At 55.7% G+C, this 12,354-nt stretch carries 10 protein-coding genes and 1 pseudogene; 3 read left to right on the plus strand and 8 right to left on the minus strand.

Translation table 11 applies throughout. The features are described 5' to 3' along the window. Positions 1 to 53: 53 nt before the first annotated feature. Both ABIE64_RS00565 and ABIE64_RS00570 read right to left on the minus strand, forming a co-directional pair. Complete coding sequence (locus tag ABIE64_RS00565) at positions 54 to 1,241, minus strand: DUF3095 domain-containing protein (protein ID WP_354376332.1); 1,188 nt, start codon at positions 1,239 to 1,241, stop codon at positions 54 to 56. A gap of 33 nt (positions 1,242 to 1,274) precedes the next feature. Next, positions 1,275 to 1,490 carry a SlyX family protein gene (locus ABIE64_RS00570; protein ID WP_007090472.1) on the minus strand — a complete coding sequence of 72 codons (216 nt, stop codon included), beginning with the start codon at positions 1,488 to 1,490 and terminating at the stop codon, positions 1,275 to 1,277. Between the two features lie 110 nt (positions 1,491 to 1,600). Here ABIE64_RS00570 and ABIE64_RS00575 point away from each other — a divergent pair, with 110 nt between their 5' ends. Further along, entirely contained in the window at positions 1,601 to 2,137 is a 537-nt protein-coding gene (locus ABIE64_RS00575; RefSeq protein ID WP_007090471.1) for an SAM-dependent methyltransferase, read from the plus strand. 57 nt (positions 2,138 to 2,194) lie between these two features. Here the strand turns inward: ABIE64_RS00575 and ABIE64_RS00580 are convergent, their stop codons facing one another. From ABIE64_RS00580 to ABIE64_RS00590, 3 genes and pseudogenes are all read right to left on the minus strand, one after another. Then, positions 2,195 to 2,608 carry an NAD(P)-dependent oxidoreductase gene (locus tag ABIE64_RS00580; protein WP_255356857.1) on the minus strand — a complete coding sequence of 138 codons (414 nt, stop codon included), beginning with the start codon at positions 2,606 to 2,608 and terminating at the stop codon, positions 2,195 to 2,197. Then, positions 2,591 to 3,100 (minus strand): annotated as a pseudogene (locus tag ABIE64_RS00585) (NAD(P)-dependent oxidoreductase); the annotation flags it as partial. The gene ABIE64_RS00580 and the pseudogene ABIE64_RS00585, both read right to left, overlap by 18 nt. A gap of 252 nt (positions 3,101 to 3,352) precedes the next feature. Further along, entirely contained in the window at positions 3,353 to 3,766 is a 414-nt protein-coding gene (locus ABIE64_RS00590; protein WP_007090469.1) for a tellurite resistance TerB family protein, read from the minus strand. 367 nt (positions 3,767 to 4,133) lie between these two features. Between ABIE64_RS00590 and ABIE64_RS00595 the strand changes: the two genes are divergently transcribed. After that, positions 4,134 to 7,271, plus strand: coding sequence for a sensor domain-containing protein (locus ABIE64_RS00595; protein ID WP_354376333.1), 3,138 nt, complete (start codon positions 4,134 to 4,136; stop codon positions 7,269 to 7,271). 47 nt (positions 7,272 to 7,318) lie between these two features. Here the strand turns inward: ABIE64_RS00595 and ABIE64_RS00600 are convergent, their stop codons facing one another. The 3 genes from ABIE64_RS00600 to ABIE64_RS00610 form a co-directional block, all read right to left on the minus strand. Beyond that, positions 7,319 to 7,963: a Crp/Fnr family transcriptional regulator gene (locus ABIE64_RS00600; RefSeq protein ID WP_354376334.1), complete on the minus strand. Its 645-nt coding sequence runs from the start codon at positions 7,961 to 7,963 to the stop codon at positions 7,319 to 7,321. A gap of 107 nt (positions 7,964 to 8,070) precedes the next feature. Then, a complete protein-coding gene (locus ABIE64_RS00605; RefSeq protein ID WP_354376335.1) occupies positions 8,071 to 9,456 on the minus strand; it encodes a PepSY-associated TM helix domain-containing protein in 1,386 nt (461 codons plus the stop codon). A gap of 153 nt (positions 9,457 to 9,609) precedes the next feature. Further along, entirely contained in the window at positions 9,610 to 10,056 is a 447-nt protein-coding gene (locus ABIE64_RS00610; RefSeq protein ID WP_139192148.1) for a DUF2946 family protein, read from the minus strand. A 331-nt stretch (positions 10,057 to 10,387) separates the two neighbouring features. On the opposite strand from ABIE64_RS00610, the gene ABIE64_RS00615 reads away from it, so the two are divergent. Next, positions 10,388 to 12,316 carry a heavy metal translocating P-type ATPase gene (locus ABIE64_RS00615; RefSeq protein WP_354376336.1) on the plus strand — a complete coding sequence of 643 codons (1,929 nt, stop codon included), beginning with the start codon at positions 10,388 to 10,390 and terminating at the stop codon, positions 12,314 to 12,316. Positions 12,317 to 12,354: the final 38 nt, after the last annotated feature.

Raw genomic sequence — 12,354 nt, forward strand, 5'->3', positions numbered from 1 at the left:
ATGGTTCAGGATCGCGCAAACCGGTTACTGATGCAAGAAAAGCATCAGTGTCGTTAAGTTGATGCGAGTTCTGCATGATCTGGTTGTGTCGGGAGCTTTTTCATCTTTGCTTTGCAGATGCTGGCCGCCGCGGTGTAACCGCCATCGGCTCCATCTAGGAAATGCAGGTGGGAGTCCTTTGCAATATCGGGAACGATGCAGGTCATCAGTGCTTCGTCCTGCTGTTTTATCCCAAACCAGATATCACCATTGTTTTCGGCATCCGACAGCAACGTTTCGATTTGTTCTGTTTGTGGTGCGGTGCAATTGACAGTCAGCCAGATACCATCGCCAAAGCGTCGGAAATCAGTATTGAGTTTGGTTTGTTCGCGATAATGCACCGGATCGAAATCGCCAAGATTCCGGCCAGTTTTAAACAGAAACAGGGCAACGCAGGAGACGAAAAGCGCCTTGCACCATGCGCGCAGTTTTGATCCTTCGGTTCCCTGTGTTGCCAGTGCTTCGAGGCGCAGGCTTTGCCAGCCAATCCGGAAATCGGGACCGGATTCCGGGACCGGATTGCTGTCGCGACGGTCCTGTTCAAGGATGCCAAACAGGGCGGTTGCGCAACGGTCAAAACGGGCACGATCATCGCGGGGCAGCATGATTAGTGACAGGATGTTACATCCATCCTCGGCCCGGATCGGCGACCATCGGCACGAAAGTCCGGTCAGATCGGGCTGCGTGCCAGACGGTGCCGGGGTAATCAGGTTATGGCCCTGTTTCATCTGTTCTTCGGCCCAGGAAATGCCGCGCCCGGAAAATACCGCATAGGCCAGCTTTTTTGATGCGAGAAAACGGGCAACCCGGACACTGTGACCACTTTTTCGGATTTCGTCGATGCGGACCAAGGCAACCCGCAAATCAAAACGCAGTTCTTCGCTTGCCCAGATGGCGGTCGCGGCAAGGGCATCGCGGACGGCGGGAACCTTGTCGGGTGGGCAGGCAATCGCTGCACCGTCCCCGCTAAAGATGAATGGAAAATCCGAATGTCCGATGGCATTGGTGGCTGCGGCAATGACCGACGCGCCGACCATATTGACTTCCTTGTAACGGCCTGCTTCGACCGCCTTGGTCGATCCGACGATATCGGATGTGCCAACCCACCAGTCATCGGGCAGTTCGCGATAAATTGACGGGTCAAGAACCTTGGCGAAATCGTCGAACACCGGGATGTCGAGATAGGGATTGATCAAGGGCATCTCTGGGGTTGGCGGGGCCAGTTCATGGCACCATTAATAATGAGGCGGAGGTGCATCATCTTCTGGTGATGTACGCAGAAAATCGACAAGCCGTTTTATATCTTCGGCCATTAATTTGTTGCGCCGTTCCAGCAGGTCGATCCGGTCCCACTGTGATTTGATCATGTCGGACATGTCATGTATCGAGCTTTCGAGATGGGCGATGTGGATTTCGAGTTCGTCGATACGGTTGCTTGCGTCTTGGCTCATGGCGCGATGGTTGTCCCGCTTGGATGGGTGAAAACTTGCCGGGGACAATGCCCTGTGGCAGGAGTAAGACACCAACCTAGCACAGATCAGAAAGATTGGTTAGCAGGCCCATGAGCGAATTATCCATCCTCGTCATTCTTGGCGTCGTTACAGCACTGATCGTGGTCTATGCCATCCGGTTGCGTGCGGTGCCGATGCCAAGTGGTCGCAAGGCACGCAACGAAATCATATCCTATCTTCCCAAGGAACCCTGCCGGGTGACGGATTTCGGATCGGGATGGGGCGATCTGGCGATCAATATCGCGCGTGCCCGACCCGATATAACGGTGACCGGGATTGAGTTATCGCCGCTACCCTATGCGGTCAGCCGCATTCGCGCGCGGCTGGCACAGCTTGAAAACCTGTCGCTGGTGCGCGCGGACTTCAGAAAGCACGATCAGAATCCGGGGGATGTTGTGGTGTGCTTTCTTGACCCGCGGGTGATGGCCGATGTCGGCGATGTGTTAAACCAGCGCATGGCACCGGGCGGGATTGTGATTTCACGCGCTTTTGCCATTCCAGGCTGGCAGGCCTTTGGCGAAGTCCCGATGCAGTCGGGATCGGATATGCTTTACCTGTACCGAATGGGATCGCATCTGCCAGGATGAGGCGCTGTCTGGTTTGCAAAAAGCAGGGTCGCCCAAGGACACCCTGCTTTTTGCGTGTCATTCTTCTTCGTAAATCTTGATCAGGGCGGAATGGTCAAGATCGCCGCCGCCCATTTCGATCAGTTCTTCGTAAAGTTCAAGGGCGAGCCGCGAGAAGGGCAGTTCAAGGCCCAGTTCGCCTTCTGAAAATTCAAGCGCCTGATACAGGTCCTTGCGCTGGGTCACGACCTTGCCACCTGGTTCGAAATTGCGTTCGATCATGCGTTCGCCGTGCTTTTGCAGGATCGCGGAATCCGCAAATCCGCCGGTCAGTGCGGAGCGCAATTTGCCAAGATCGACCCCGGCTTCGTCGGCCATGGAAAAGGCTTCGGCAATCGCACCGATAGTGATGCCAACGATCATCTGGTTGGCGGCCTTGGCGATCTGGCCGGATCCGATTTCACCGACATGGGTGACGCGTGATCCAAGCACGCCAAAGACTCGCTGGACACGTTGAAAATCTTCTTCTTCGGCACCGACCATGATGGTGAGCGTACCGTTTTCAGCCCCGTGTGTTCCGCCTGATACCGGGGCATCGATCCAGTGACCGCCGGCTTCTTCGACGGCATCGGCAAAGCGCCGGGTGGCGTCGATGGCGGTCGTGCCCATGTCGACAACGATGGTGCCTTCTTCCATGCCGTCAATCACGCCATCCTCGCCAAGCAGCACGTTTTCAAGGGCTTCGGTATTGGCGACACAGATGATGACGATATCTGCATTCGCCGCCGCATCGGCCGGGGTGGGCGCGGTGGCAACGCCCAGATCGTCAAAGGCATTGAGCGTTTCGGGATTGCGCGTATTGACGGTCAGGATCGCCCCTGCTTTTTCGAGATTGAGGGCCATAGGACGGCCCATCAGTCCCAAACCGATGAATGCGATGTTTTCCCCGGCAAGTGCGGTCATAACGGTGTTCCTTCGTTTTGGCCAACGCGTGGGCCTTCGATGTGACGATCAAAAAGCGATCAGACGATCAAAATCATCCCGGCTGGTTGAACCGGGTGGGCGGCAGTCAAATCGCAAGTGCGGCCATAACATGGCGGTCTGACAAAGAAAGCAGCAATTCAGGGCGTTGCCCGGTTTTATGCGCGTTTCGTTCGGTTTCCGTCGTTATCGGCCGACGCTATGTCGTCGGAATGGAAATTATGTGGTCGTTCTGTGCCGTCTTTGCGCGATTGACTAAAACTCGCCGGGGCGGACATATCGCGCGGCCATGGCGCGTTCAATCGCGGCACTCACAAGGCGGTCAATATCGAGCCGATGACGTATCAGTTCGAGAATACGAAGTTCTTCCTGACTGATTTCGCTGTCAGACAGGACAATTTCGCAGGCAAAGACATAAGCGGTTTCGCGTAATTTGCGCGGCAGGGCTTCGCGGATCATGTCCAGCGTGCTGTCCAGGCCGTCTTCTTCGGCAAGCAGTTTGGCGCAATCGCGCGCAACCGCGGTGACACCGTCATTGTCAAAGCCGGCAAAAATCGGAAGATAGCGAACCCGACGCCCCATTGCGGACAGTTCCGCATCGGTGATGTCGTTATCCGAGGCCGAAACCATAACCATTGTGTAAATCAAGGCGTCCTGATGTGAGATCACGATGATTACTCCTTTTCCGGGTGACTGACCGTTAACGGGTATTCCCGCGAAACGTCGACGCACCGGTTGATGGCGTGTGACAACTCCGATGGACATAGAACCTAAGACGGTATTTGATCCCCGGCAACAGTTAACCGGTTAAATATTCACGATTTTAATGATTGCGTAGTGAAATGTGGCGCATCCTTTGGGCGTCGGAACACAGGGGGGCTTGCTGCGCGTGCATGTGCAGGGGCTGTGAACCGAAGGGGATGCTTAAAAAATTACAACATGTTAGCGTCAAGAACGCATCGCATTCTCTCTTGGGAATAAAATAGGCCTTTGCAGCGCATGGGGTAAAAGTTATGGTCTCGCAGCGATAACAAAAATGACGAATAAGCTGGGTATGGGAGTTATCATTTCAAGCAATGCTGCGGGGACTCTTGCGGCGTTGATTGGGCATCTTCGTGTCCCGTCGGGGGTTTATGATCCCATCGGCGAGAGCCTTCTTGTCAATGCGCCAAGGGCGCAGACGATTTCACCCGACCTTGCCGATGATACCTGGCACAAGATTGATACCCATCCCCAAATCGCCCAAAATATCCGTGAAATCAGTGCCGAGGCCCTAAATGCCGTCGGATATTTTTCGCGTGTCGATAAAATTGATGGCCGCGATGTCCAATTCTTTGCCTGGCAGCTTTCACTCTCCGGACAGGTTTTCATCCGGATCATCGCCCTTCAGGACGCAGATGCGACGACTGGTACCGGGGTTCTGATTTCGCCGCAGCCTGTTCTGGTGGTGGAGCGTGACGGCGGTTTGCGATTCTCCAACAAGGCAGCCGAGCAGGCCGCCCTTGAAATGGGGCTGCCTGGAGCATTGTCGCTGACTAAACCATCTGGCCAGCGTGCTCTGATCGAAGACGGCGAAAACATTGCCGACTGGGATGACATCCGAACCGTGCATTACGGGCAGCGGATTTATCAGTGGCAACGCATGCCGTTGCCGACACAGGATGCGATTGCACTTTTCGGGCAGGAACGCACCCGCGAGGAAAGCTATCGCCGTGCCCTTGAACATGCTGTGCACGGTATTATCGATCTGGCCGCCGATGGCACATTGACCAGTGTGAACGAAGAAGCCGCGACATTGTTTGGCTATGACAATGCCCGCGAATTGCGACAGGCCTATATTGCCAATAGCGAAAAGTTTTATGCCCGGGCCGAGGATTTGCGGGATTTGCGTCGTGACCTCGTATCGGGGGCAGGTATTCAGGCGCGCGATATCGAAATGCGCCGTCAGGATGGCAGCCAGCTTTGGGTGCGGATCAATGCCACCGAAATTCGTGGCGAAGGTGGATCGCTTCTGGGTTATAGCGTCACGGTTACCGACATCACCAAAAGCCGTCAGGCGGAATATGATCTGCGCCGCCGTCAGGAACGTTATCGCGCGCTGGTCCAGACCGCAGGCAGCGTGATCCTGTTCCTTGATAGCGAAGGTCGCATTCTGGAATATAACCGTGAATGCGAATGGACATTCGGCTTTTCCTGGATGGAAGCCGCCGGGCAGAATTTCTTTGATTTCCTGTTGCTTGACGGTGAACGCGATCTGGTGCGTCAGGGCATCAAACGCCTGATTTCCGGCGAGATCATCAAGGACGAAGTCATTTCATTCCGGCGCCGCGATGGCGAGGTTCGCCTGTTGCAATGGAATGCGCGTGCGCATTTCGGCGAGGATGGCGACGTATCGGGCGTGATCTGCATCGGGCAGGATGTGACCGAAAAGCTGTCGGTCGAACGTGCCCTTCGCCGGGCCGAAGAAAAATATCGCGGCATTTTCGAAAATTCCGCCGAAGGTCTTTATCAGAGCCGCCCGCTTGGCGATATCCTGTCTGCCAATCCGGCCTTCGTATCGATCCTTGGTTATGACAGTGCCGATGAATTGCTGGTGTCCCAAGCCGGGTTTTCGCAATGTTACCTGAACCCGACCAATCGTCTGCGCCTGACGGGCAAGCTTATGCGCGATGGCGTGGTTCAGGGGTTTGAGGCCGAGATGCGCCGACGCGACGGCAAGATCATCTGGGTCGAAGAAAATGCACGACTGGTACGCGATGACAAAGGTGTTCCGGTTCTGATCGAAGGATCGATCACCGACATCACCGACCGCAAACGCAGCGAAGCACGTATCCAGTTTCTGGCCCATCATGACGGATTGACCGGACTTCCGAACCGCACCCTGTTTCAGGAACGCCTTGCAGCCGCGGTCAAGCGTGGCAAGCATGAAAAGCGCAGTTTCGTGCTGATGCTGTTTGATCTGGATAACTTCAAAGACATCAATGATACGCTTGGGCATCCCATCGGCGACCTGCTCTTACAGGGGGTTGGGGAACGCATGCGGGTTTGTCTGCGCAACGAGGATGTTGTCGCACGCCTTGGCGGGGATGAGTTTGCCGTCCTGATCCATGATCCGGGTACGGTCGAGGAAGTGACCCTTGTTGCACAGCGCCTGATTGAAAGGGTTTCGGAACGCTTCATGCTGGACGGGAACGAGGTGCAGGCATCGACATCGGTCGGTATCTGCATGTTCCCGCAGGACGGGCGCGATGAAAAGGACCTGTTCCGCAATGTCGATCTGGCGCTTTACTGTTCCAAGGCCGAAGGACGTAACCGGTATCATTTCTTCGAACCGCGTTTGCAGGTCGAAGTGCAGGAACGCAAGGCGCTTGAACGCGACCTTAGTCACGCGATTGAAAATGACGAGCTGGAGCTGTTCTATCAGCCGATTATTGATATCGCGAACCACAAGATCATCGGAATGGAGGCGCTGGTGCGCTGGTTCCATCCGTCCCGCGGGCAGGTCAGCCCGGTCGATTTCATTCCTGTGGCCGAACGCATGGGCATCATTGCCGATGTTGGCCATTGGGTGCTTAATCAGGCTTGCAAACAGACCCGGCAATGGGTCGATGCCGGATATGGTGAACTGACGATTTCGGTCAATCTGTCGCCTCTGGAGCTTGCCCGGCACGAAGACCTGATTGAAAGTGTCGGCGATGTTCTGGAACGGTCGCGTTTGAACCCGACCCAGCTGCAGTTTGAAGTCACTGAAAGTGCGGTGATGGATAACCCGCGCGAAGCGGCGATCACGCTTGGCATTTTGCGAAATCAGGGCATCCGGATTGCAATTGATGATTTCGGCACAGGTTATTCATCGCTGGCCTATCTGAAACGATTCCCGGTCGACAAGATCAAGATAGACCGGTCGTTTATCATCGACCTCGACAGCCGCGATGGCAATGCCGCGATTGTGCGCGCGGTGGTGTTCCTGGCGCGGTCGTTTGGCATGGCGGTCAATGTCGAAGGGATCGAAACCGAAATGCAACTGGAACGCATCGTCTCTGAAGGCGTTGATGAGGTACAGGGCTTCTATTTCAGCAAGCCGATCCCTGCCAGCGATTTTGAAATGCTGTTGAAATCGAATGTGACCATGCCGTTCGATGTGTCCTTTGGCGGGAACGCGCGGCCGCACTGATCATGCAGGCGACCGCATTCCCGGTTTTCAACAGGTTTCGTCCGTTATCACGCGGCGCGGTGGTCCCAGAAATCACCGGCCTTCTGGCGCACGCGATCCCGGTCGATCACGACCGTTGACGGGCGTGACCGGCTTTTGCGCAAAACACCCTGACGGCGAAGATCGGCAATCATGCGGCTTGCGGTTTCGGTGGTTGTGGCAATGATGCTGCCCAGCTTGTCGCGTGTCGGCAGCGGGCAGTGATCATCCTTGGCACTCCAGAGCAGGAAACGGCAAATCCGGCGCATCGCCGATCCGGTCCCCAGATTGACCTTCCAGTTATAGCCATCGACAACCTCGCGTGCGAGCAGCCGCAGGATCGCCTGTTGCAGTTCGGGATTGGTCGCCTGTGCCATTCGGATGCGCGCAACCGGAATGCGCATCAGGACCGTCGGCGTCAAGGTTTCGCTGATCAGTGAAAGACCCGGTTCGACAACCGTTTCAAGCCCGATCAGATCACCGGGGCGGAACACGCGGCAGACCTGACGTTCGCCATCTTCGGCATAATGACATTGCATCACAAGGCCCGACAGGATGCGAAAGATATATTCGCCTTCCTCTTCGTGGTGCCCGATGGCGGCATTGGCCCCCATATCAAGGGCCGGGGTTTCAGCAAGTTTCTCAAGATGTTTCAAGGCGTCTTCGTTGTTCATGGGGAACTCCCGATGGCACAAGGGAGATACGCGGCACTTTGCGGGGTGCCGCGTATCGACACCAGATATTTTGTCCAGCCGGACGGCTGGTTTGCATTGTCGAACCTTCAGGCCACGCGCAATGCACGGGCGGGGCGGGCCACAAACAGCCAGTCCAGGAACCAGATCACCAGCATGGATACACCGACGACCGGGTAAATGATTCCGCCAATCCCAAGGATCGCCGTCACCCCGACCAGGCTTTTTGTCCGGCGCGGCAAGGGCGGTATGCCAAGCGATCCGGCCGGGCGGCGTTTCCACCACATCACCCCGCCCGAAACAGCCATAAAGACAATCGCGGCACAGACAATCATCAGGACAATCTGGTTGATCACCCCGTATTCCTGACCCATATGAACATTGATCGCCCATTCCATGATCCGGCCAAAGATGCCGTAATCCTGATATCCCATATCAATCAAAGGCCGACCTGAATATTGGTCCAGATGAATGACGCGCTGCTGGGACAGGTCATCGGGATAGATTGATGCGCTGTAAACACCGGTTTCACTGCTTGGCAATGAAATCGCATAGCCGGGCGCAATGCCAAGTTCCGCGAACTTTGCCACGGCGGCATCGATGCCAAACGGAGTTGGTGTGCCACCATTGGCAGTTGACGTGCCATCAACCGATAACGGGATTGGGGCGTTTTCGGTGGTCCAGCCGGTTTCACCAAAAGCCTTGATCATCGGGACGGTCGAAAGGGGCACATCGACGCGAACACCCGATGGATAGCCGCTCGGCGTACCATTGGCGAATTCGTTGGCATATTTACCCCAGAATACAGACCAGAACATGCCGGTCGCGGCCAGAAACACGATAAAGAAGCCAACGAAAATGCCGGTAACCGCATGGGCATCGCGCCACCAGCGCCGACGCGCCGGGGTATCGCGCACGGTTAGAACGCCGCCGCTTTGATTGTCACGCGGCCACCAAAGATAGGTGCCTGTCACGACCAGAAGGATGCTCCATCCCGCGGCGATTTCGATCAGGTAATTGGTAACGGTACCAAATTCGGCCAGACTGTGAATGCGGCGGATCAGCCACATGATCGTGCCGCGATCTGGCATCGATCCCAGCACCAGCCCGGTATAGGGATCGACATAAACCGACCGGCGATCACCAGCCGATGTGGCAATGACGATTTCGGTGCTACGGTCCGGCGAGGTCGGCGTGATGATTTTGACCGGTTTGTCCCCGACGAAATAGCGCACGGCATCAACCTGTGTGCTGATCGGAAGTGGCGGTACATCCAGAACATTGACGAATTTCAGGTCGGAATAGACCCAGTCATCGATTTCGTCACGGAAAAGATAGGCTGCACCAGTGACGGCCAGAAGAATCATAAAAGGCAGAACAAAAAGTCCGGCATAGAAATGCCAGCGCCAGACAGCGCGATAGAGGCTGCTTGTCCCTTTTGGCGCATTTTTGGCATGAGCCGATGCGTTTGGCATCACGATATCCCCAATTCGGTCGCGGGTCTGTCGGGATACGGGCGCATTGGCCCGATGATCCCTACCCGGAACTCAAACAATCTGAAGTTGACCATGCTGGGTGGTCCGGGGCCAGTAAGGGCAACGGACATCATCCATCAGGCCGGGAGACACTCAGACGGGAAAGGGCGGGGCGCGGGGCGATGCCGCAATCGGACAGAAATCATGCAGGCGTGCCGTGATATGAAGGGCGGTGACCGCATTGGACATTCGCACGCGATGGATCAATGGCAATTCCGGTTCGACGGGCAGGCCGACCGCATGATTGCCAAGGCCGCAAATCGCGCATTGGAATCCTTCATAGGCACTGGAATGAGGGGAAGAACCGCCTTCTTCTGTTGCACCAGCCGGGACAGATATCGTCTTGATGCCATTGGCGGTACAGATGATAAGCGGGATAAAGTTCTGATCGGCGTTGCCACCGACAGCGGCCGGGGTATTGGCAAGCGCGACCGGCGCATGCATAAAGCCGAACATCAGGGCGTTTGCCAGCAAAAAGCACGCGACAGCAACCGACAGGCTGCGTCTGAGTGCCGAATATATCTGGCGGGTTCTGATCACGGCTTTCAATCCATTCCGGAAAGATACCTGCCTTCAATAATCCCTTGAAGGCAGGGTGTCAAAACCTCTTGGTGTGAACCACTTATCAGCAATTTTTTATAATCGTTCCTATAACAATTGAAATTCGCTGATTTGACTTGGTTGCGACGAATTGCACCAACAGTGTTTTGGCATTCAGAAAGCCAAAAAATTTTGTCTCAGATTTCGAAACGCCGGTTGTGACGAAGGCTGTCAAAGCTTCCAGCATGCGGTTTGCAAATAGTTTTCGGTAAAACTCCTGTTTGGGGCTAGGCTTCATTACCTGCTTTGGTCATTTGCGGAGAACCCCCCTATGCATGCCTATCAGCACGGTGGTGTGCCAGAACAGAAAACGCCCATATGGTCTGCGGTTCGTCTTAACCGGGCGGTTCTGATTTTGACCGTTGTCGGCATTGTCACCCATTTTGCCTTGATACCGGTTTCGATCTCTGTACCGGTTTTCGGGCATGCCGCGATGGATTGGCCGCTTTTTGCAGTGATTGCACTGGGCGGCGGGGTTCTGATTTTTGAAATCGTGCAAAAGGCGCTTGCCCGGGATTTCGGTGCGGATTTTCTGGCGGTGATTGCCTTTGTCACCGGTGTGGTGTTGGGCGAATATCTGGCGGCGGCGCTGATTATCCTGATGCTGAGCGGTGGGCAGGTTCTTGAAGCATTTGCCATGCGCAAGGCATCTTCGGCGTTAAATGCGCTTGCCGATCGGATGCCGCGTGTGGCGCATCGCAAAGACGGCGAAAACATTACCGACATCAGCCTTGATGACATCGTGGTCGGTGATCTGATTGCGATTTTCCCGCATGATACTGCCCCGGTCGATGGGGTGGTCGTCGATGGTCATGGCGCCATGGATGAAAGTTACCTGACCGGGGAGCCGTTTGTTGTGGCCAAGGCACCAGGGGCATCGGTGCTTTCAGGTGCGATCAACGGAGATGCGGTTCTGGTCATTCGGGCGGAAAGGCTTTCAAGTGAGTCACGCTATGCCCAAATCATGCAGGTCATGCAGGAAGCCGAACAGAAACGCCCGAAAATTCGCCGGATCGGGGATCAGATCGGGGCGTGGTTCGCCCCGTTTGCTTTGTTGGTTGCTTTTATCGCTTGGTATCTGAGCGGTGATTCCGTGCGGTTTCTGGCAGTCCTGGTCGTGGCAACGCCTTGTCCGCTTTTGATTGCCATTCCGATCACGATTATGAGCGCGATTTCCATGGCCGCCAGACGGGGCATCGTGATCAGCGATCCGACGGTTCTGGAACGGTTACCGACATGTAAAACGGCAATTTTTGATAAAACCGGAACACTGACATATGGCCGACCTGAACTGGTCGAAGTTCTGCCCGCCAGCGGTCATGGCGCGAACGAGGTTTTGCGCCTGGCCGCCAGTCTTGAACGGTATTCAAAACATCCGCTGGCAACCGCGGTGCTGGCAGCGGCAGAAACCCGCAAACTGGCGCTTGGCGATGTGGCTCGAGTATCAGAAAAGCCCGGGCAGGGGCTGGTCGGGGCGGTGGATGGTCAGGAGATTGCGGTGACCCACCGCAAAAAGCTGATCGCAAGTGACCCGGCCATGGCCGAAATCCTGCCGCCAGATGTCAGCGGACTTGAATGCGTGATCATGATTGATGGTGCCTATGGTGCGACATTGCGTTTCCACGATAGCCCGCGTGCCGATGGCAGGAATTTCGTCGGGCATCTCGGGCCGGTTCATAATTTCAACAAGGTCATGCTGCTGTCGGGGGATCGCGCAAGCGAGGTCAGTCATCTTTCAAAGCTGCTTGGCATTGATGAGAGTCTTGCCTCACAAAGTCCGGAGCAAAAGGTTGAAATCGTGCGGCGCGAAACGGCGCTTGCGCCCACGCTTTTCATGGGGGATGGCATTAATGATGCGCCCGCGCTGGCGGTGGCAACCGTTGGTATCGCCTTTGGTAAACACAGTTCTGTAACGGCCGAGGCCGCCGGTGCCGTGATCCCCGAAAGTTCGCTTCAGGCGGTTGACGAACTGTTTCACATCAGCATGACCATGCGGCGCATTCTGCTGCAAAGTGTGATCGGTGGCATGGTGTTATCGATCTTTGCCATGGGCTTTGCCGCCTTTGGCTACATCAGTCCGGTTGCTGGTGCCGTGCTGCAGGAGGGGATTGATGTCATTGCGATCGTCAATGCCTTGCGCCTTGCCCTGGCGGGCAATATCCGCGCCGATCTTGTTGGGGATGAAAAGCAGGTATCCTGAACATATCATCGACCGGAACCAAGCTTTGATGGCGGCGT

Source organism: Thalassospira sp. MBR-102, from assembly GCF_040549275.1.
Classification (GTDB): domain Bacteria; phylum Pseudomonadota; class Alphaproteobacteria; order Rhodospirillales; family Thalassospiraceae; genus Thalassospira; species Thalassospira xiamenensis.